The sequence below is a fragment of the Actinomadura macra NBRC 14102 genome (assembly GCF_001552215.1).
Lineage (GTDB): Bacteria > Actinomycetota > Actinomycetes > Streptosporangiales > Streptosporangiaceae > Spirillospora > Spirillospora macra.
Genome location: NZ_BCQT01000019.1, coordinates 230,995 through 251,544, shown reverse-complemented (window position 1 = coordinate 251,544; position 20,550 = coordinate 230,995). Strand labels below are relative to the sequence as shown.

Genomic DNA, 20,550 nt, shown 5'->3' with positions numbered 1-20,550 from the left:
TGTGATTCGCAGATGTGACTCGCAGCATAAGCGAATCTCGTACCCTCAAGATCAGAACGTGATTCGGCCCGGGTGGGGAGGGGCGCGGATGGGCGAGGCCGGAAGCGGGTGTCTGCGGGAGTTCGTGGGATCGCCGTCGCCGCTGGTCGGTAGGGCGGGCGCGGGCGGCCACCCCTGCCAGGGCGTCTACCACCGGCCCGTGGGGGAGCCACCGAAGACCGCCTTCATCGCGGCCCACTACGACGTCGATTTCTCCGAGCACTACATGGCCGAGCACCTGGCCGCCCGAGGGTACGGATTCCTCGGCTGGAACACCCGCTTCCGCGGGAACGGGGCCTACTTCCTGCTGGATCATGCCCTCGCCGAGATCGGCGTCGGGGTCCGCTGGCTCCGCGAGCGCGCGGGCGCCGAGCAGGTCGTCCTGCTCGGCAACTCGGGCGGCGGCTCGCTGATGGCCGCCTACCAGTCGCAGGCCGTCGCGCCCACGATCACGCCGGTCGCCGGGATGCGGCCCGTTCCCGCGATCGAGGACCTGCCGCCCGGTGACCTGTTCATCGCGCTCGCCGCGCACGCGGGACGTCCCGAGGTGCTCACCGCCTGGATGGACCCCTCGGTGACGGACGAGACCGACGCCCTGTCCGTCGATCCGTCCCTCGACCCCTTCGACCGGGACAACGGCCCTCCCTACAGTGCCGAATTCCAGGCCCGCTACCGCGCCGCCCAGCGTGCCCGCAACGAGCGCATCACCGACTGGGCCCTCGGGAGGCTGGACGAACTGAAGGAGACCCGCGCCCGCGACGCCTTGTTCACCGTCCACCGCACCTGGGCGGACCTGCGGATGATCGATCCGACGATCGAACCGTCCGACCGCAAGCCCAACCGCTGCTACCTGGGCGACCCGCGCCGGGCCAACTACGGCGTGTTCGGCATCGCCGCCCTGTGCACGCTGCGGTCGTGGCTGTCGATGTGGAGCCTGCGCACGTCCCAGTGCACCGCCGCCCGGCATCTCGCACGCGTCACCGTCCCGTCCCTGGTGATCCACGCCACGGCGGACGAGGGCGTCCACGACGTCGACGCCCGCGCGATCGTCGGGGCGCTGGCGGCGCCCGACAAGACTGTCGAACGCGTCCGGGACGGCCATTACCTCCTCGGTTCGCGGCCCGAGGTCGCCGACATGATCGACTCCTGGGTCCGCGCGCGCCTCACGAGCTGAGGTCGCCGGCCGAGACGCGGACGGCGCGCAGCGCGGTGGCGATCCGGGCGGCCTCGGCGGCGGGCAGGTCCGCGATGCCGAAGCCGGACTCGTTGAGCGCCGCCGTGGCCTCCTCGGCGAGCTCGCGCCCGGGACCGGTGATCGTCGCGAGGACGACCCGGCGGTCGGCGGGGGAGGGGCCGCGGCCGACCAGGCCGCGCTGCTCCAGGCGCCCGATCACGTTGGTGACCGACGCGGGGTGGACCATGAGGCGGGTGCCCATCTTGCCCATCGGAAGGGTGCCGGTCCGGGTGAAGGCGAGCAGGCGCAGGGCCTCGTAGGCGGCGAAGGTCAGCCCGTACGGCTTGAGAACGGCCTCGATGCGGCTCAGCAGGAGCTGCTGGGCGCGCATCACCGAGGTGACGGCCGCCATGTGGTCGGCGTGCTCGGGCCAGCGCGTGCTCCACTGGCGGTGTGCCTCGGCGATGGGATCGGCGACCGAGGCGGGTGTCGGGTCGGGCTTGTCGGGCATCGCCCGAGCGTATGTGTCCTTGACCGGATCGCGCACGGAAACTATTTTAACTTCCAAATATTGGATGTCCAAGGTTTGGGGTGGAGACGGTGACGGGGCAACTCCACGCGCCGGTGCATCCGGTGCGCTTCGTAACGGCGGCGGCGCTGTTCGACGGGCACGACGCGGCGATCAACATCATGCGGCGCATCCTGCAGTCCCAGGGCGCCGAGGTGGTGCACCTGGGCCACGACCGCTCGGTCCGCGAGGTCGTCGACGCCGTCCTGGAGGAGGACGCGCAAGGCGTCGCGGTCAGCTCCTACCAGGGCGGGCACGTCGAGTACTTCGAGTTCCTGTCGCGCAGCCTGAAGGAGGCCGGCGCCGAGCACGTGAAGGTGTTCGGCGGGGGCGGCGGCGTCATCGTGCACGAGGAGATCACCCGGCTGTCGGACGCGGGGGTGCGGATCTTCTCGCCGGAGGACGGCCAGCGCCTCGGCCTGCCCGGAATGATCAACGAGCTGGTGCGCGACTGCGACGTGGATCTGGCCGCCGAGCCCGCCCCCGTGGACGGGGTGGTCGCCGGGGACCGGCGGGCCCTCGCGCGGGCCATCACCTGCCTCCAGGCCGGAAAGCTGCCGGACACCGATCGCGCCCTGCTCGCCGAGGCGGCCGGGAAGCGGCGCGTGCCCGTGCTCGGGATCACCGGTACGGGCGGCTCCGGCAAGTCCTCCCTCACCGACGAGCTGGTGCGGCGCCTGCGCGTCGACCAGCAGGACAAGCTGCGCGTGGCGGTGCTGGCCGTCGACCCGACCCGGCGGCGCGGCGGCGGCGCGCTGCTCGGCGACCGCATCCGCATGAACGCCCTGGACGGCGACCACGTCTTCTTCCGCTCGCTGGCCACGCGCGGCGCCCGCGAGCTGCCCGAGAACATCGAGGACATCGTCGGCGCCTGCAAGGCCGCCGGGTACGACCTGGTGATCCTGGAGACGCCGGGCATCGGCCAGGGCGACGCCGCGATCGTCCCCCTGGTCGATGTGTCCCTGTACGTGATGACACCCGAGTTCGGTGCCGCGTCCCAGTTGGAGAAGATCGACATGCTCGACTTCGCCGACGTGGTGGCGATCAACAAGTTCGAGCGGCGCGGCGCCGCCGACGCGCTGCGCGACGTCGCTCGTCAGATGGTCCGCAACAGGGAGGCGTTCGGTCGGCGGCCCGAGGAGATGCCCGTCTACGGCACCAGCGCCGCCACGTTCAACGACGACGGCGTCACCGCCCTCTACCAGCACCTGGGCGGGTTGCTCAGCGAGCACGGGCTGCATCTGGAGCCCGGCATCCTTCCCGAGGCGGTGACGAAGACCTCCACCGGCGCCGCCACGATCATCCCGCCCGCTCGCGTCCGGTACCTGTCGGACATCGCCGAGACGGTGCGCGGGTACCACGCCGACACCGCCCGGCAGGTCGAGGCGGTCCGGCGCGTCCAGCGGCTGGACGAGGTGCGCGCGGAGCTGACCGACGCGGCCGAGGTCGAAGGGCTGCTGGAGCGGGCCCGCCGGGACGTCAACCCCCGCGACGCCGAGCTGGTCGAGGGCTGGCCGGCGGTCGTGGAGTCGTACTCGGGGGACGAGCAGGTCGTCCGTATCCGCGACAAGGAACTGCGCACGCCGCTGACTCGCGAGTCCCTGTCGGGCAGCCGGATCCCGCGCGTCGCGCTGCCCCGTTACACCGACCACGGGGAGTTGCTGAGGTTCCTGCGGTCGGAGAACCTGCCCGGGCGGTTCCCGTTCACCGGCGGGGTGTTCCCCTTCAAGCGCGACAACGAGGACCCGGCGCGGATGTTCGCGGGGGAGGGCGACCCGTTCCGCACCAACCGCCGCTTCAAGCTCCTGTCCGAGGGCCAGCCAGCGACCCGCCTGTCCACCGCGTTCGACTCGGTCACGCTGTACGGCCGTGACCCGGACGAGCGTCCGGACGTGTACGGCAAGGTCGGCACGTCCGGGGTGTCTATCGCGACGCTGGACGACATGAAGGCGCTGTACGACGGGTTCGACCTGTCCTCGCCCACCACGTCGGTGTCGATGACCATCAACGGGCCGGCGCCGACGATCCTGGCGTTCTTCCTCAACACCGCCATCGATCAGGGGATGGACGCGTTCCGCGAGGAACACGGGCGTGACCCGTCCGCCGAGGAGGCCGGGCAGGTCCGCGCGCGCGTGTTGTCGACCGTGCGCGGAACCGTCCAGGCCGACATCCTGAAAGAGGACCAGGGGCAGAACACCTGCATCTTCTCCACCGAGTTCTCGTTGCGGATGATGGGCGATATCCAGGAGTGGTTCATCGCCAACGCCGTCCGCAACTTCTACTCGGTGTCGATCTCCGGCTACCACATCGCCGAGGCCGGGGCGAATCCCATCAGCCAGCTCGCGTTCACGCTCGCGAACGGGTTCACCTACGTCGAGTCCTACCTGGCGCGTGGCATGGACGTGAACGACTTCGCGCCCAACCTGTCGTTCTTCTTCTCCAACGGCATGGACCCGGAGTACAACGTGCTCGGACGCGTCGCCCGCCGTATCTGGGCCGTGGCCATGCGCGACCGGTACGGCGCCAACGAGCGCAGCCAGAAGCTGAAGTACCACGTGCAGACCTCCGGGCGCTCCCTGCACGCGCAGGAGATGCACTTCAACGACATCCGCACGACGCTCCAGGCGCTCATCGCCATCTATGACAACTGCAACAGCCTGCACACCAACGCCTATGACGAGGCCGTCACCACTCCCACCGCCGAGTCCGTCCGGCGGGCCCTCGCGATCCAGCTGATCATCAACCGCGAATGGGGGTTGGCGATGAACGAGAACCCGCTCCAGGGGTCGTTCATCATCGACGAGCTGACCGATCTGGTCGAGGAGGCGGTGCTGTCGGAGTTCGACCGCATCAGCGAGCGCGGCGGCGTGCTTGGCGCCATGGAGACCGGCTACCAGCGCGGCCGCATCCAGGACGAGTCGATGCTCTACGAGCAGCGCAAGCACGACGGCTCCCTGCCGATCGTCGGTGTCAACACCTTCCGCAGCCCCGTCGCCCACGACGGCACGCCCGAGACGATCGAGCTGGCGCGCGGGACCGAGGAGGAGAAGCGCTCGCAGCTCGACCGGGTCCGCGGCTACCAGGACGCGCACCGCGGCGACGCGGAGGCCGCCCTCGCCGCGCTCAAGGACGTGGCGGGCTCGGGTGGCAACGTGTTCGCCGGCCTGATGGACGCGGCGCGGGTGTGCAGCCTCCAGCAGATCACCGACGCGTTCTTCGAGGTCGGCGGCCAGTACCGGCGCAACGTATGACGCGTGCCCCCACCGGCAGAACCGGCACGGTCCGGGACGGCACGGTCCGGGACGACACCGGCGCGCCGGTCCCCGTCCCGGACCGGGTCCGCCGGGTCGTCTCGCTCGTCCCGTCGCTGACCGAGACCGTCGCGGACGCCGCCCCGGGGCTGCTCGCCGGGGCCACGGACTGGTGCACCCATCCGGCGGACCTGGACGTGCCGCGCGTCCGGGGCACCAAGAACCCCGACCTGGAGCGGATCGCCGAGCTGCGGCCCGACGTCGTCCTCGGCAACACCGAGGAGAACCGGCCCGCCGACGTCGAGGCGCTGCGGGCCACCGGCGTCCCGGTCTGGATGACCGAGATCCGCACCGTGGACGAGGCCCTGCCGTCCCTGCGCCGGATGCTGACCGAGGCCTGCCGCGTCCCGGCGCCCGCCTGGCTGGACGAGGCGGACCGCGTCTGGGCGCGCACCGCGCCGATCTGGCCGGACGGCCCGCGCGCGGCCGTCATCCCGATCTGGCGGCGGCCGTGGATGGTCGTCGGTCGCGACACCTTCACCGGCGACGTGCTGGCGCGGCTGGGCGTCGCGAACGTCTACGCGGGTCACCCGGACCGCTACCCGAAGATCCCGCTGGCGGAACTGAACGCGGCGGGCGCCGGCCTGGCCGTCCTGCCCGACGAGCCCTACCGGTTCAGCGCCGACGACGGCCCGGAGGCGTTCCCGGGCCTGGACGCGGCGCTCGTCGACGGCCGGTACCTCACCTGGTACGGCCCATCGCTCGTGGACGCCCCGTCCGTGCTCACCCGTCAGTTGTCGGCCGCCCGCCGGTACCGGGCCGGCTGAAGGCGGGGCGCCGCCGGGCGGGCGCTCAGACCTGGATGTCCTTGGCGATGATCGTCTTGAGCACCTCGCTGGTGCCGCCGTAGATCCGGGCGACGCGGGCGTCGGCGTACAGCCGCGCGATCGGGTACTCCAGGATGTAGCCGTAGCCGCCGTGCAGCTGGAGGCATTTGTCGACCACGCGGGCCTGGACCTCGGTGCAGAACAGCTTGGCGATGGCCGCGTCGGCGGAGGTGAGCTCTCCGGCGTCCAGCGCCTCGATCGCCCGGTCCACCAGGGACCGGGCGGCCTCCACCTCGGTGGCGCACTCGGCGAGGACGAACTTGGTGTTCTGGAACGAGGAGACGGTTTTGCCGAAGACCGTCCTGTCCTGGACGTACCTGCGGGCGAACTCGACCGCCGCGGCGGCGGAGGCGTAGGAGGCGGTGGCGATGCCGAGCCGCTCCTCGGCCAGGTTGTGGGTGAGGTACTCGAACCCGCGGCCCTCCTCGCCGAGCAGGTCCTCGGCGGGGACCCGGACGTCGGTGAACGACAGCTCGGCGGTGTCGGAGCTGCGCAGCCCGATCTTCTCGAGCTTGCGCCCGACCGCGTAGCCCTCGCTGGCGGTGTCGACCGCGAGGATGGACAGGCCCGCGCGGCGGTCCTCGGGCGTGGCGGGGGACGTGCGGGCCACCACGAGGACCCGGTCGGCGAGGACGCCGCCGGTGATGAACGTCTTGGCGCCGTTCAGGACGTAGTGGTCGCCGTCCGCTCTCGCGGTGGTGCGCATCCCGGCCAGGTCGGAGCCGGTGCCGGGCTCGGTCATCGCGATGGCCGTCATCATGTCGCCGGACACGAACGGCGGCAGCCAGCGCTTCTTCTGCTCGGGCGACCCGTACTTGAGCAGGTAGGGCAGCACCAGGTTGACGTGCACGCCGTAGCCGCCGAAGCTCACGCCCGCGCGGGCGCACTCCTCGGAGATCACCGCCTGGTACTTGAAGCTCGTCTCGCCCGCGCCGCCGTACTCCTCGGGGACCTGGACGCCGAGGACGCCGAGCTCGCCGAGCTGGTTGTAGAAGGCGCGCGGCGGGTGGCCCGCGTCCTCCCACTCGCCGAAGACGGGGGCGACCTCGGCGGCGATGAAGGCCCGGATCGTCTCCCGGAACGCCTCGTGGTCCTCGTTGAACAGGGTGCGGCGCACGCGGTGCCCCTTCCGGATGCGGAACCTTCCGAACGCTAACGTAACTCGAATCTTATTCTAGTAACAAACGTCCAGGTCGAAGCCGTGGCCGCGGCGAAGAGCCCGGCCACCGCGGGTGGGACGGGCGTTGGCTCGGATCTCGGCCGGACGTCACGGGCCGAAGGTCCCGCAAGGCGGAACGTTCTTGACTCGCCGTCTGTCGGGCGACGCGTCGCGGCGGGAATGGTTCGGCGGGGACGAGTTTCGGCTTGTGGCCGGACCAGGCCAAGGTTGGGTCTATGCAATTCTCAGCGGATGTGCGTGGCCTCCACGGCCGGGGTCAAGGGCGACCTGCGGGCCGGTCAAGGAAAACCCCCGGACATGAAAAGCGGCGCCGGGTGGATACGGGGGCAATCCACCCGGCGCCGCATCATCGGTGTTCCGACGGGGGCCCGGAACACCGGCACGGGCGCTCCGACGGGGGACCAGAGCGCCGGTACAAATCGTACACCGAAACCCCCCGCGGTTAGTCAAGAGAATGTCACGACCCGATTTCCGGTCGTTGTCCGGAAACCGGCTTCTGTGCGGTCCTTGTGGGATCACCGGCGGGTTCTTCGAACCGGGCGGAAGGAACCGGTTCGCGGCCACCGTTCGCAAAGATCACACTCACGTACGGCAGGAAGAGGGCGCCGGCGATGAGAATGCCCACGAGCCACAGCGGGGCGCCCGCCACGGCGGCCAGGACGGCGCCGATGAAGCAAACCGTTCGGATGCCCATGGACACCAGGTAGCGCCGCTGCCGGTGCCCGATGTCCTCCGACATCGGGCGCGGCGCGTCCGTGACCGTGTAGACCTCGGTCTCGGGTCTCCGGCGGGGATTGACCTTCACGATTCCACGGTAAGCCCATGGAGTCCGGCAGGCGACAGCAGGTCGCCACGACATCGGGAGGAACGCGATGACCGATCGCACATATCGGGTGACCGAGATCGTGGGGACCTCGCCCGAGTCCGTCGACTCCGCCATCCGCAACGGGATCAGGCGTGCCGCGCAGACGCTGCGGCACCTGGACTGGTTCGAGGTGACGGAGGTCCGGGGCCAGATCGAGGACGGAGAGGTCGCCCACTACCAGGTCGGCCTGAAGCTCGGATTCCGCCTGGAGGACGACTGAGACGCGCTCCCCGCCCGGCGGACGGCAGAGGCGTGGCCCGCCGGGGCCGCCGACATCGGCGGCCCCGGGCGGGCTCTCAGGACGCCTGGGAGACCGTCGACATGTTGAAGTCGGCGACGCGGAGCGGCGGCATCGCGGCGCGGGTGAAGTAGTCCGACCACTCGCGGGGGAGGGTCCTGCCGGTTCTGCCGACCTCGGCGAGGCGCGACAGCAGATCCACCGGGCTCTCGTTGAACCGGAAGTTGTTCACGGCTCCGACGACCTCGCCGTCCTCCACCAGGAACACGCCGTCGCGGGTGAGGCCGGTCAGCAGCAGGCGCTGCGGATCGACCTCCCGGATGTACCACAGGCACGTCAGCAGCAGCCCGCGCTCGGTCCGGGCGACCATGTCCTCCAGGGAGGCGCCGCCCTCCGGCCCCGCCATGATCAGGTTGTCGGCGGGCGGGGTGAGCGGCAGCCCGGTCCGCTGCGCCGAATGCCGGGTCTGGGTGAGCGAGGTGAGCGCCCCGTCGCGGATCCAGTCGGTGGCGCCGAGGCCGAGACCGTTGTCGAACACCGACGACTCGCGGCTGGAGGCGTGCGCGATCACGAACGGGGCGCACTCCAGGCCCGGCGCGGCCGGGTCGCTGGACAGCGTGACGGGCAGGCTCGCCAGTTCCTGCCCGACGCGGGTGCCGCCGCCGGGGGCGCTGAAGACCGTCCGGCCGTCCTGGGCGTCGCGGGCGCCCGCCGACCAGTACAGGCAGATCATCAGGTCGGCGACCGCGGTGGGCGGCAGGATCGTCTCGTACCGCCCGGCGGGCAGGTCGACGCGCCGCTCGCCCCACCCGAGCCGCCGTGTCAGGTCGCCGGTGAGGGCGCGCACGTCCACGTCGGCGAAGTCGCGGGTGGACACCCCCGACCAGGCGGACCCGCCGGCCCCCTTGGCGTTGAGCTCCAGCAGCCCGGTCGGCTGGTCGTGCCGGAGCCGCAGCCCGGCGGAGTTGCCGAGGAACGTGGAGGTCACCATGTGGTTGGCGAACCCGTACAGCCGCCGGTCGGCGGCCTCCGCCTCGGCGAACGCCTCGCCGAGCGCGGGCGCGACGCCCTCGAAGACGCCGATGCCGGTCTCGGCGGGGCCGTCGTCCCAGCCGCCAGCCGGGCCCTCGGTGACCAGCGGCGCGGCGTCCTCGGCGGGCTCGTTGGCGGCGGCGTCGGCCTCGGCCGCGCGGACCAGTTCCTCGATGCCGTCGGCGTCGACGGCGGCCCTCGACACCACGCCCGCGGCGACACCGTCCCCGGTCTCGCGCAGCGCGATGACGGTGAGGCGGCTGGAGCGGGTGACACCGTTGGTGGTCAGGGTGTTGCCCGCCCAGCGCAGGTTCGCGGTCCCGGACTCGTCGGCGATGACGACGCAGCCGTCCGTGCGCGACAGGGCGAGGGCCCGCTCGACGGCGTCCTGCGGCCTGATCGTGCTCACTGGCCGGCCTCCTTCAGCGCGTTGAGGATGTTGACGCCGCGAAACAGCGCCGCCGGGCAGCCGTGGCTGACCGGCGCGATCTGCCCCGGCTGGCCCTTGCCGCAGTTGAACGCGCCGCCCAGCACGTACGTCTGCGGGCCGCCGACGGCCTCCATGGAGTTCCAGAACTCGGTGGTGCTGGCCTGGTAGGCGACGTCGCGGAGTTGCCCGGCCAGGCGACCGTTCTCGATCCGGTAGAAACGCTGCCCCGTGAACTGGAAGTTGTGCCGCTGCATGTCGATCGACCAGCTCTTGTCGCCGACGATGTAGATGCCGCGCTCCACGCCGGAGATCAGCTCGTCGATGGACGGCCCGTCCTCGGCGGGGCGCAGCGAGACGTTCGCCATCCGCTGGATCGGCATGCTGGCCGAGGAGTCGGCGAACGCGCATCCGTTGGAGCGGTCGGCGCCGGTGAGGCGGGCGATGCGCCGGTCGGTCTGGTAGCCGGTGAACAGGCCGCCGGAGACGATGTCGAACGACTGGGTCTGCACGCCCTCGTCGTCGTAGCCGATGGTCGCGAGGCCGTGCTCGGCGGTGCGGTCCCCGGTGACGTTCATGACCTCGGACCCGTACTGCAGCGTGCCGAGCTTGTCGGGCGTGGCGAAGGAGGTGCCCGCGTAGGCGGCCTCGTAGCCGAGCGCGCGGTCCAGCTCGGTGGCGTGCCCGATCGACTCGTGGATGGTCAGCCACAGGTTGGAGGGATCGACGACGACGTCGTAGCGTCCCCCCTCGACGGAGGGCGCCGCGAGCTTCTCGGCGAGCAGCTCGGGGATACGGGCCAGTTCGCCGTCCCAGTCCCAGTGGGTGCCGGTCAGCCACTCCCACCCGTACCCGGCGGGCGGCGCGAGGGTGCGCATGGTGTCGAACCCGCCGTCGGCGATGCCCACGGCGTTGACGACGGGATGCAACCGGACGCGCTGCTGGGTGGTGACGGTCCCGGCGAGGTCGGCGAAGAACTTGTTCTCCTTGACCTGGAGGAGGGTGGCGTCCACGTGGTCGACGCGGTCGTCGGCGAGCAGCCGGCGGCTCCAACCGGCCAGCAGCGCGACCTTGTCCCCGGTCGGCACCTCGAACGGATCGGTCTCGTAGGCCGAGACCCACGTCCGTTCGCCGTGGACGGGTTCGGGCGCCAGCTCGATGGGCTCGCGGTTGACGGCACTGGCGACGGCGGCGACCTCGACGGCCTGGGCGGCGACGCGGGCGGCGCCGGCGGGCGTCAGGTCGATGCCGGCGGCGAAGCCCCAGGTGCCGTCCTTGACGACGCGGACCGACAGGCCCACGTCATCGGCGTCCAGGGCGGTCTCCAGGGCCGCGTCGGCGAGGCGGAGGGTCTGGCTGCGGATGCGCTCCAGGCGGAAGTCGGCGTGCTGCGCGCCCAGCTCCCGGGCCCGGCTCAGCGCCGCGTCGGCCAGTGCGCGCAAGGGGAGCGCGGTAAAGGCGGGATCGATGTCATGCACCTTCAGCAACCTACCCCTCGCACCTGCGGAACGGCCCGAACAAACCCAGGTGAGCGGATCTTGTCGGGTCGGCACATCCTCTTCCCGATGGCGGGCCGCTAATGTCCCTTGCTGTCGTCGCAGAAGCCAACGAGAGGGTCGTGATGAGTCGCTCTGTCCTCGTGACCGGCGGTAACCGGGGCATCGGCCTGGCCATCGCCCGCGAGCTGGCCGCCGGGGGTGACGCGGTCGCCGTCACCTACCGGTCCGGGGAGCCCCCCGAGGGGTTGTTCGGCGTGCGGTGCGACGTGACGAGCTCCGTGGACGTGGACGCGGCGTTCGGCAAGGTCGAGGCCGAGCACGGCCCCGTCGAGGTGCTCGTGGCCAACGCCGGGATCACCAAGGACACCCTCCTGGCGATCATGAGCGAGGAGGCGTTCACGTCCGTCCTGGACACGAACCTGACGGGCGCGTTCCGGGTCGCCAAGCGCGGCGTGAAGGGCATGATGCGCAAGCGCACCGGCCGGATCGTGCTGGTGTCGTCGGTGGTGGGCCTGCTCGGCTCGCCGGGGCAGGCGAACTACGCCGCGTCCAAGGCCGGCATGGTCGGGTTCGCGCGGTCGCTGGCCCGCGAGATCGGCTCCCGGGGCATCACGGTGAACGTGGTCGCGCCCGGGTTCGTCGACACCGACATGACCGCGGTGCTGACCGAGGACCAGCAGAAGTCGATCACGGCGGCGATCCCGCTGGGCCGCATCGCGCGGCCCGAGGAGGTCGCCAAGGCCGTGCGGTTCGTGGCGAGCGAGGACGCCGCCTACATCACCGGGGCCGTGATCCCGGTGGACGGCGGCCTGGGGATGGGGCACTGAGGTCATGGGAATTCTCGAAGGCAAGCAGATCCTGGTCACCGGCGTCCTGACCGACAAGTCGATCGGCTTCCACATCGCGCGGGTGGCGCAGGAGCAGGGCGCCCGCGTGGCGCTGACCGCCTACCCGCGTCCGACCCTCACCCAGCGCACCGCCAAGCGGCTGCCGTCCGGCCCGGACGACCCGCCGCCGGTGCTGGAGCTGGACGTGACCAGCGTCGAGCAGCTCGACGGTCTGGCCGACGCGCTGCGCGGCCACGGCTTCGACCGTCTGGACGGCGTCGTGCACGCGATCGCGTTCGCGCCGCAGACCGCGCTCGGCGGCAACTTCCTCGACACGCCGTGGGAGGACGTGGCGACCGCCGTCCATGCCTCCACGTACTCGCTGAAGTCGCTGACGATGGCGTGCCTGCCGCTGATGAAGGACGGCGGCTCGGTCGTCGGCCTGGACTTCGACGCCAGCAAGGCGTGGCCGGTGTACGACTGGATGGGCGTGGCCAAGGCCGGGCTGGAGTCGTGCTCGCGCTACCTCGCCAAGTACCTCGGCCCGCAGGGGATCCGCTGCAACCTGGTCGCCGCGGGACCGCTCGCCACGATGGCCGCCAAGAGCATCCCCGGCTTCGAGGGACTGACGGACATGTGGCCACAGACCGCCCCGCTCGGCTGGGACCTCAAGGACAGCGAGCCCACCGCCCGCGCCTGCGTGGCGCTGCTGTCGGACTGGTTCCCCGCCACCACCGGCGAGATCATCCACGTCGACGGCGGCCTGCACGCCATCGGCGGCGCGTACGCCTAGTCCCCCTCAACGCAGACCGGGCCGGTCAGGGGCGAGGGCGGCGGCGGGGGGCGGGGCCCGCGACGCTGATGTTGAGGGCGGTCACGGCTCCCGCTACGCCTGCCGCGGCGGCGACCCAGGGTATTTGGTCGCCCTCGTGCCGGGAGGCCGCCACGGGGGAGATGAGGCGCGTCTGCGGGCCGTCTCCCGCCGGGCCGCCGTGCGGGTCGGAGGCGGCCAGCGGGGCGGGGGCAGGCTCGCCGGCGCGCCTCCGCCGCTCGGCGCGTGGACGGGCCGCAGCCCCTCCACCAGCGCTGCCGCACCACCGGCTTCACTGCACCACGAGCCTCGCCAGCTGGGTGCGCCGCTCAGGCACGCCCGTCTCCCGGACGGCGCGCGCCAGCGCCGGACCGGCGGCCTGGACGACCGACAGGTGCCGCCGCGCGAGCCCGAAGGCCGCGGCCACCAGCGGCCGTGACAGCCCCTCGGGGGACATCACCGCGACCACGGCCGGGCGGGGCGTCCCGCGCCCGTGGGCGACCGTCACGGCCCAGCCGTGCCGCAGCCGGGACGCCTCCGCGGGCGCGAGGGTCGCCATCCCCCCGGCGAACTCGACGTCCAGCCCGTGCGCGCCGCCGCCGAGCACCACGCCGGTCTCGCCGACGGCCGCCTGGGGGAGGGGCACGGCGACCACGACGCGGTCACCCGGGTCCATCCCGGCGAACTTGCCCGGGCCGGGGTTCAGCCGGGCCTTGAACGCCGCGTTCAGGGCCGTCGCGCCCGCCTCGCCGCCCGCGGTGGACGCGACGACCTGGACGTCCTCCGGCGGGATGCCGAGCGCGCGCGGGATCGAGTCTGTCAGGAGCTGGACGGCGCGGTGCACCGCCTCTGCGGCGTCGGCCGCCGGGACGATCACGACCTCCCGGCCGGGTGCCTCCACCGCGACCAGCTCGCCGTCCCGCACCGCCGCGGTGAGCGCGCCGAGGGGCCCGTCCGGCGGCGCGGTGTCCAGCACGACGACCGGGACGGTCTCGGACGCCTCCAGGTCGTCCAACGGGCGGCCAGGTCCGGCCGGCGGCGGCGCGCCCACCTGCGCGCACAGGACGAGGTGGGTGCCGTCAGCGCACGCCTCGGCCAGCACCGCGCACAACTCGACGTCGAACGTGGACGCGTCGGTGACCAGGATCAGGTCCAGCTCGAAGGGCCGCTGCTCGCCGCGCCCGAACATGACGGCGCCCGGTGCCGCGGACGGGGCGTCCTGGGGCTCCAGCAGCCGGTGCAGGCTCGTGACCGGGGGACCCTCGCCCGCATCGGCGGTCAGGTCGGCGGCGGCCCGGTCGGTGGGGGTGACGACGGCGGCGCGGACGCCCCGGCCCGCGGCGGCCGAGGCGATGTCCAGGGCGGTGCGCTCGACGTCGCCGGGCGCCCCGCGCAGGACGCTGACGCCGGTGCGGAGCGCGGCGGTGAGGGCGAGGGAGCGATCCTCGGGCAGCCCGGCGCGCAGTTCCCTGACGGCGTCGTCCTCCAGCAGTGGCGTCGCGGTGAGCGTCAGCCGCTGGAAGCCCTCGGCCGCGGTCTCCTCGGCCAGCGCCCACCGGGCCAGGCCGAGCGTCTCCTCCGGCTCGGGGACGTCGGCGTCCTCCTCGAAGTCCTCCCCGTCGGGGTCGAACTCGGGCTCCTCGGTGAGCACCAGCACGTCCGCCTCGTCCAATGCGGCCTCGACGGCCGCACGTGGATCGCGGACCTGTAGGCGCTCCAGCGCGGTGGTCACGTCCCCGGCCGGGGTGATCGTGTGCCCTTCGCGGGCCGCCTCGGTCAACAGATGCGCGACCAGGGCGCGGCCCCGCCGAAGGTCCTCGGGGCGCGCGTCCTGCCCCAGCAGCCGCTGGGCGAAGTGGTCGGCCTGCCGGGGCAGGACGCCGGGGATGCGCAGCAGCCGCCACGGGTCGGCGCGCAGCAGGGCCGCGGCGCCCGGGCCCAGCCGGGCCGCCGCGCGGGCCGCGAACGGCGCCGGGACGCCCGTCTCGGCGAACAGTTCGGTGAGGGCGGCGAGCCCTTCACGGGCGTCCGGCGCCGCCTCGGGGGGACGCGGCGGAGCGGGCCGCGCGCCACGCTCGGCGTCGGCGGCCTGAGCGGCCTGCGTAGCCGCGCGCATGACCTCCGCGGCGCGCGCCGCGCGCTCGGCCGGCGCGTTGCCGGAGGGGTCGGTGTCGTGGGGCCTGCTGTCGTGGTGCGGTTCGGTGTGGGAGTCGGTCACGGGCTTCCCGTCGCGGGTGGTCACGGTTGGCAGTGGACCGTCCTGAGCGTGCCACGGACGGCCGGGCTGGTCACGGATGCGGTCATGGATGCGCCGGTGACATGTCGGACACGTCGTCCAGCGCGTCGCGGATCTCGCCGGGGAGGGTCAGCTCGTCGGCCTCCAGGATGGCGGTGAGCTGCGCGGCCGTCCGGGCGCCCACGATCGGAGCGGCGACCCCGGGCCGGTCGCGGACCCACGCCAGCGCCACGCCGAGCGGGGACGCGCCAAGGCCCTCCGCGGCGGTCACCACCGACTCCACGATCCGGGCGCACTCCTCGTCCAGGTACGGCTGGACGAAGTCGGAGAAGTGCGGCGCGGCGGCCCGCGACCCGACGGGGATGCCGGTGCGGTACTTGCCGGTGAGGACGCCCCGCCCGAGCGGCGACCAGGGCAGCAGCCCCGCCCCCGCGTCCAGCACGGCCGGGACGACCTCCCGCTCGATGTCGCGGCGCAGCAGCGAGTACTCCAGCTGCGCCGACACCACTGGGGCGCGGCCCGGCCAGGACTTCTGCCAGGCGGCGGCCTTGGACACCTGCCAGCCCGCGTAGTTCGACACGCCGACGTAGCGGGTCCGGCCGGAGGCGACCGCCTCGTCCAGCGCCGACAGCGTCTCCTCCAGTGGCGTCGCCGGGTCGTACACGTGCAGCTGCCACAGGTCGACGTGGTCGAGGTCCATCCGGTCGAGGGACGCGTCCAGCGCGCGCAGCAGGTGCCGGCGGGAGCCGTCGTAGCGGCCGTTCGGTCTGATCGCGGCCTTGGTGGCGACGACGAGACCGTCACGGTCCACCAACTCGCGCAGCAGGTGCCCGAGGATCCGCTCGCTGTCGCCGTCGCTGTAGACGTCGGCGGTGTCCACCAGCGTGCCCCCGGCCTCCACGAACGCGACGAGCTGCGCCGCCGCCTCGTCCGGCGCGGTGTCCTGCCCCCAGGTCATCGTGCCGAGGCCCAGCCGGGACACCAGCAGTCCGCTCCGCCCGAGGTGACGCTCCTTCATAGGCGGTAAATCTAGCGGTCATCGCGGACGGCCCTCCCGGCGGTCACCACCCGTGACCACCCCCTCCCCGCCGCCGGGCGGGTGACCAGAACATGAGCGGAAGATGTCCGGGAGGGGGCTCGATCGTGGCCAGGTGTGGCATTTGTGCAGGTGAAAAGTAGGGAATCGGGGCCGGCCGTCCCGGCCTGCCCCCCGCGCCGGCGTCCGGCCGCTACCCTTCCTAGGGGATCGGGCGCCGTGGCCCATCTCGCACTCTGGGAGGGGACGCGCCGCCTGTGAACGTCGTGGAAGCGACCGTGCTCGGAATCGTCCAGGGACTCACCGAGTTCCTGCCGATCTCCAGCTCGGGTCACCTGTTGTTCGTGCCCAAGCTGCTCAACTGGGACGACCCGGGTGCGCCCTTCACCGCCGTGATCCAGCTCGGCACGATGGCCGCCGTCATCATCTACTTCTGGCGCGACCTCGTCCGCATCCTCACCACCTGGACCAAGAGCCTGTGGACGCCCGACCTGCGTCCCCATCAGGACGCGCGGATGGGCTGGTACATCGGCCTCGGCACCATCCCGATCTCGGTGTGCGGGCTGGCGTTCAAGGACTTCATCGAGGAGCCGGCCCGCAACCTGTGGATCAACTCCACCTCGCTGATCGTGATGGGCCTGCTGCTGATGGTGGCCGAGTGGGCCGGCATCAGGAAGCGCGAGGTCGCCGACCTCAACATGCGCGACGGCCTGCTGATCGGCGCCTTCCAGTGCCTGTCGCTGATCCCCGGCTCGTCGCGGTCGGGGTCCACCATGACCGGTGCGCTGTTCCTCGGGTACACGCGGGAGGCCGCCGCGCGGTATTCCTTCCTGCTGTCGATCCCGGCCGTCGTCCTGTCGGGGGCGTTCGAGATGCGCAAGGCGTTCGACGGATCGCTCCAACTGGTCCCCACGGTGGTCGCCACGCTCGTGTCGTTCGTCGTCGGGTACGCGTGCATCGCCTGGCTGCTGAAGTTCCTCACCCGCCATTCGATGATGGTGTTCGTGTACTACCGCGTCGCGCTCGGCGGCATCCTGCTCGGCCTGCTCGCCGCGGGAACCATCTCCGCCACCTGACCGCGAGCGCAGCACCCCGGGCCCGAGTGCGGCGTTCGCGTCCTCAGGACGAGCGGGCGGTCAGACTCCGGCGGTCAGGGCGCGCAGTTCCCGAGCGGCGGGAAGCGCCCGGGCCCGCTCGTCCGGCAAAGCCCTGATGATCTCGTTGGCGATGCGGCGGCGGGCGGTGCTGTTCGGCATGGCCTGCATGCTCTCGATGGCGGAATCCAGCCCATCCGAGGTCTCGTGCTCGTGCACGAGGCTCAGCGAACGCATGAGCTTGAGGTTCACCCGCGTGCCGCTCCGCTCCGGCGGCAGCAGTTGCAGGCCCTGGTCGATCGCCGCCTTCGCCTGCGCTGTTTTCCCGAGCACCGAGTAGACGAAGGATTCGCTGAATCGCAAATAGTCCTCCGGCCAGCCGCGGGGCGAAATATGGTCCGCGGTTACCTGGTCAGGAAGGGCAGCGTGGACGCGCCGCAGCTCGACTAGGGCTTCCTCGGCTCCATCCGCGTCGCCCTGGTCGGCGAGCACCTCCGCCCGGGTCTGAAGCGCGGTCGCTAGTCCAACGCTGGGCGTGCCTCCCGCATTTTTCAGGGCATCATCGATCAGCCGGGCTACGGCCGTCGAATCCCGCCCCTCCCAGGCGGCGCGGGCGGCATGGTACGCACGGACCCAGGTGGCCAGGCCGCAATCCTCCGATTCGTCCGCTGCGCGGATCGCGGTCTGGAAGCAGCGGCGTGCGCCGCGAATGCGTCCCATGTCGGACAGTTCCTGGGCCATATAGGCACTGATCTCGGCGCTGGATCGCAGCAGTTTCTGCCGTGCCAGCCACCGGCTCTCCCGCCGCAGGGCTGTGCCGAGCGCGAGAATATCCGCGGCCAGGTCGCCGACCAGTGCACCGGTCGGCTCGACCCAGATGGCGCGCGAGTGCTCCCATGCGCAGTCCTGCCAGTGGTTCACGTCGACGTCCGCCCGTTCGGACAGTGCCTCTTCAATGCCGGACAGGACGGTGGACAACGCGTCGGTCGGCAGCGCTGCGCCCGCGCCGAGCGCGGTGACGAGTTCGAGGAGTGCACGGCGTTTCACGGCATCGTCCCCACCGTCGGCAGAAGGGCTCTGGCCCACTCTACCTATCGGGGTGCTCTGCGATTTTTGTGTCATCGGTTGGGGTGGAAAGAGGACGTCCGGTTCGACATTGAACGCGGAGGCGTAGGCGCCTGCCCAGTCCCTCGGGAAATGCCTGCCCGACTCCCAGCGGGCGACCTGGCGGGCGAGACCCTTGACCTGGAGGGTGGTGGGTTCCTGGATACCCACCGCAGTGTAGAGCCGCCGGGCCATGTCCCATTTTCCCCAGCCACGTGACCCGCGTTCGGTTTCCAGCCTGACGGCCCATTCGGGACGGAAGTCCTCGCTCATGTCGCACACCCTTCTGGGGCAGCCCGGGGGAGGGGAGCAGGGGACACGGAGCACCCCCCACGCTCGCCCACCGTCTCGTCGTCACCCATCGTGAACTATCCGCGCACTGTGCGTCATGGATTCACTGGGATCGGAGGGCTTGTCCCGGCGCGGCATTGAGAACCGGGCGGGCCCGCACAACAGAAGCGACCCCGGCCCGGCGCGCGAACGCCCGGGAGTTCCGGGGCCTGACCGGAAGGGAGGTCCGGCCTATGGGCACGGTACCGCCGTCGGCGGACGCGGACGCGGAGAAGGCCGCGTTGCGTGCGGAGTTCGGTGAGTGGAGCATCATCCACACCACCGATACCGGGCGCTGGTGGGCGACCCGGGTGACCCTTGTCAGCGAGGATCTGTCCCGCGTCGAGGGCGCCACCTTTGACGCCGACACCGCCGAGGGGTTGCGCGACCTGCTGCGCGAGCACGCTGGGGGGTCGTTGTGATGACCTGGTCGCAGGCTCCTGTCGACACGGCGGTGGCGGCTCTGGTGGCACGGCAGGCGGCGCCGGCGCCGGACGTCCGCGTGCCTGAGGGCATCCAGTACTGGTACGGGCGGGCGACCGGGCATTGGTTCGCGGTCGTGCCGTGGCCGTGGGCGCGGTGCGGGGCCCGGCTGGTGGAGGCCGGTACCGAGGGCGCGCTCGCCGTCGAGGTGCGGCGGCTGCTCGTCCACGTCGGCTGGTGAGGTCACCCCGGCCATGTTCGCGTCACGGCGTCAGACCGTAGAGGGCCGCGTCATTCCGGCGCGGCCCGCTGCTTTTCCGCCGCTCCTGTCAGCCGGTCTGACTCCCGCAGGGACCTGCAGGCGGCTTGCCGATGCTCGCCAGGAGGGCGTCCTGGACGAACTGGTTCCATTGCCGCCCGGCCACCGGCTGCGCCTGGGTGAGGGTGCCGGTGACCGCGACACGCTTCTTCGGCACGTAGAACTGGAACGCGCCGAAGAAGCCGCCGTGCCCGTAGGCGGTCTCGCCTCCCACGGTCGTCCGGGCGAGGCCCAGTCCGTACGACTCGCCGGCCTTGATGCTCTGCGGGCTGGGGCGCAACATCGCGTGGAGCGTCGCCGGACGCTGGAAGACCCGGCCCTCGAACAGCCCGCGCATGAACCGGTTGAGGTCGGTGCCCGTGGAGACCAGGCCGCCCCCGCCGAACGTGTCGAACGTCGGGTTGTAGTCGTAGGTGTCGCGGTCGCCGAGGTAGTTGTGGGCGCGTGGGCCGCGGTGCCCCTCCCACCATTCGAGATAAGTGCGGTCCATCTTCAGCGGCCGTAGCAGCAGCGACCGGTACAACCGGTGCAACGGCTCGCGGGCGGCCTTCTCGATGACGAGTCCCGCCAGGACGTAGCCGGTATCGGAGTAGTGGTAGCCCTGGGCGGGAGCGAAGTAGGGCTTGCCCGATCGCAGTGCCCAGTCCACTAGTTCCCGCGGTTTCCAGGTCTTGTACGGGTGGTCGAGGACGTACTGGAACCATTCCTCGTTCTCCACGTAGTCGTAGACCCCGGCGGTGTGCTCCAGGAGTTGCCGGACGGTGATCCGCGAGCCGTACGGGATGCGCGCGACCAGCGCCGGGTCCAGATAGCGGCCGATGGGGGCGTCCAGGCGCAGCTCGCCGCGCTCGGCGAGCCGGAGCGCGACGGTGGCGGTCATGGTCTTGGTGACGCTGGCGGTTCGGAAGGCGTCGGCGGTGCGCAGGGCCCGCCCGCCCAGGACGTAGACGCCGGCCGCGCCGTTGAAGCTCCGGCCGGGTCCGGTCACGGTGAGGATCGCGCCGGGCACGGGCGGCGCGACGACGCCGTCCAGCAGGCAGCGGAGCCGCACGTCCGTGACGGTTCGGCTCACGGCGGGGACGGGCGCCGTCCGGGCCGAGGCCGGGACGGCGAGGCCGCCGCCGAGTACCGCGCCCGCCAGGATGGCACCGACGATCCTTACTCTCTGGCCCTGAAGACTATTTTTTAACCGCATGACCAGAATTCAATC

18 protein-coding genes are annotated in these 20,550 nt (G+C 71.9%); 9 read left to right on the top strand and 9 right to left on the bottom strand.

What is annotated here, in order from left to right:
• The first annotated feature begins 88 nt into the window (after nt 1-88).
• Nucleotides 89-1,213 carry an alpha/beta hydrolase gene (locus AMA02S_RS30835; RefSeq protein ID WP_067465216.1) on the top strand — a complete coding sequence of 375 codons (1,125 nt, stop codon included), beginning with the start codon at nt 89-91 and terminating at the stop codon, nt 1,211-1,213.
• On the opposite strand, the gene AMA02S_RS30830 is transcribed toward AMA02S_RS30835, so the two are convergent.
• Nucleotides 1,203-1,724: a MarR family transcriptional regulator gene (locus AMA02S_RS30830; protein WP_067465214.1), complete on the bottom strand. Its 522-nt coding sequence runs from the start codon at nt 1,722-1,724 to the stop codon at nt 1,203-1,205. The two genes, AMA02S_RS30835 and AMA02S_RS30830, sit on opposite strands and share 11 nt — an antisense overlap.
• 89 nt (nt 1,725-1,813) lie before the next feature.
• On the opposite strand from AMA02S_RS30830, the gene icmF reads away from it, so the two are divergent.
• Nucleotides 1,814-5,032: a fused isobutyryl-CoA mutase/GTPase IcmF gene (gene icmF / locus AMA02S_RS30825; RefSeq protein ID WP_067465678.1), complete on the top strand. Its 3,219-nt coding sequence runs from the start codon at nt 1,814-1,816 to the stop codon at nt 5,030-5,032.
• Nucleotides 5,029-5,859: a helical backbone metal receptor gene (locus tag AMA02S_RS30820; protein ID WP_067465212.1), complete on the top strand. Its 831-nt coding sequence runs from the start codon at nt 5,029-5,031 to the stop codon at nt 5,857-5,859. The genes icmF and AMA02S_RS30820 overlap by 4 nt, the downstream gene beginning before the upstream one ends.
• Before the next feature lie 25 nt (nt 5,860-5,884).
• Here AMA02S_RS30820 and AMA02S_RS30815 read toward each other — a convergent pair whose 3' ends face one another.
• Complete coding sequence (locus tag AMA02S_RS30815) at nt 5,885-7,036, bottom strand: acyl-CoA dehydrogenase family protein (protein WP_067465209.1); 1,152 nt, start codon at nt 7,034-7,036, stop codon at nt 5,885-5,887.
• Nucleotides 7,037-7,556: 520 nt separating this feature from the next.
• On the bottom strand, nt 7,557-7,958 hold the full coding sequence (locus AMA02S_RS30810) for a DUF3099 domain-containing protein (RefSeq protein ID WP_281181938.1): 402 nt from the start codon (nt 7,956-7,958) through the stop codon (nt 7,557-7,559).
• A gap of 13 nt (nt 7,959-7,971) precedes the next feature.
• Here AMA02S_RS30810 and AMA02S_RS30805 point away from each other — a divergent pair, with 13 nt between their 5' ends.
• Nucleotides 7,972-8,184 carry a dodecin gene (locus AMA02S_RS30805; protein WP_067465203.1) on the top strand — a complete coding sequence of 71 codons (213 nt, stop codon included), beginning with the start codon at nt 7,972-7,974 and terminating at the stop codon, nt 8,182-8,184.
• A gap of 76 nt (nt 8,185-8,260) precedes the next feature.
• Here AMA02S_RS30805 and AMA02S_RS30800 read toward each other — a convergent pair whose 3' ends face one another.
• Both AMA02S_RS30800 and AMA02S_RS30795 read right to left on the bottom strand, forming a co-directional pair.
• Nucleotides 8,261-9,634: a metallopeptidase TldD-related protein gene (locus AMA02S_RS30800; protein ID WP_067465676.1), complete on the bottom strand. Its 1,374-nt coding sequence runs from the start codon at nt 9,632-9,634 to the stop codon at nt 8,261-8,263.
• 5 nt (nt 9,635-9,639) lie between these two features.
• Entirely contained in the window at nt 9,640-11,139 is a 1,500-nt protein-coding gene (locus AMA02S_RS30795; protein ID WP_067465674.1) for a TldD/PmbA family protein, read from the bottom strand.
• Between the two features lie 143 nt (nt 11,140-11,282).
• Here AMA02S_RS30795 and AMA02S_RS30790 point away from each other — a divergent pair, with 143 nt between their 5' ends.
• Together AMA02S_RS30790 and fabI are read left to right on the top strand one after the other, a co-directional pair.
• A complete protein-coding gene (locus AMA02S_RS30790) occupies nt 11,283-11,987 on the top strand; it encodes a beta-ketoacyl-ACP reductase (protein ID WP_067465200.1) in 705 nt (234 codons plus the stop codon).
• Nucleotides 11,988-11,991: 4 nt separating this feature from the next.
• Complete coding sequence (gene fabI / locus AMA02S_RS30785) at nt 11,992-12,780, top strand: enoyl-ACP reductase FabI (protein ID WP_067465197.1); 789 nt, start codon at nt 11,992-11,994, stop codon at nt 12,778-12,780.
• Nucleotides 12,781-13,090: 310 nt separating this feature from the next.
• Here the strand turns inward: fabI and AMA02S_RS30780 are convergent, their stop codons facing one another.
• Together AMA02S_RS30780 and AMA02S_RS30775 are read right to left on the bottom strand one after the other, a co-directional pair.
• Nucleotides 13,091-15,040 (bottom strand): helix-hairpin-helix domain-containing protein, encoded by a 1,950-nt coding sequence (locus tag AMA02S_RS30780; RefSeq protein ID WP_245667904.1) that lies wholly within the window; start codon nt 15,038-15,040, stop codon nt 13,091-13,093.
• 58 nt (nt 15,041-15,098) lie between these two features.
• Nucleotides 15,099-16,052 (bottom strand): aldo/keto reductase, encoded by a 954-nt coding sequence (locus tag AMA02S_RS30775; RefSeq protein WP_067465194.1) that lies wholly within the window; start codon nt 16,050-16,052, stop codon nt 15,099-15,101.
• A 275-nt stretch (nt 16,053-16,327) separates the two neighbouring features.
• On the opposite strand from AMA02S_RS30775, the gene AMA02S_RS30770 reads away from it, so the two are divergent.
• Nucleotides 16,328-17,146: an undecaprenyl-diphosphate phosphatase gene (locus AMA02S_RS30770; protein ID WP_067465191.1), complete on the top strand. Its 819-nt coding sequence runs from the start codon at nt 16,328-16,330 to the stop codon at nt 17,144-17,146.
• A 60-nt stretch (nt 17,147-17,206) separates the two neighbouring features.
• Here the strand turns inward: AMA02S_RS30770 and AMA02S_RS30765 are convergent, their stop codons facing one another.
• Entirely contained in the window at nt 17,207-18,541 is a 1,335-nt protein-coding gene (locus tag AMA02S_RS30765; RefSeq protein ID WP_084265760.1) for a tetratricopeptide repeat protein, read from the bottom strand.
• Between the two features lie 251 nt (nt 18,542-18,792).
• Here AMA02S_RS30765 and AMA02S_RS30760 point away from each other — a divergent pair, with 251 nt between their 5' ends.
• Both AMA02S_RS30760 and AMA02S_RS30755 read left to right on the top strand, forming a co-directional pair.
• Complete coding sequence (locus tag AMA02S_RS30760; RefSeq protein WP_067465185.1) at nt 18,793-19,020, top strand: hypothetical protein; 228 nt, start codon at nt 18,793-18,795, stop codon at nt 19,018-19,020.
• Complete coding sequence (locus tag AMA02S_RS30755) at nt 19,020-19,262, top strand: hypothetical protein (RefSeq protein ID WP_067465182.1); 243 nt, start codon at nt 19,020-19,022, stop codon at nt 19,260-19,262. Before AMA02S_RS30760 ends, AMA02S_RS30755 begins: the two co-directional genes overlap by 1 nt.
• Nucleotides 19,263-19,350: 88 nt before the next feature.
• On the opposite strand, the gene AMA02S_RS30750 is transcribed toward AMA02S_RS30755, so the two are convergent.
• The gene (locus AMA02S_RS30750; RefSeq protein ID WP_084265759.1) at nt 19,351-20,535 is read right to left on the bottom strand and encodes a serine hydrolase domain-containing protein; all 1,185 of its coding nucleotides are present in this window, start codon (nt 20,533-20,535) and stop codon (nt 19,351-19,353) included.
• Nucleotides 20,536-20,550 lie beyond the last annotated feature (15 nt).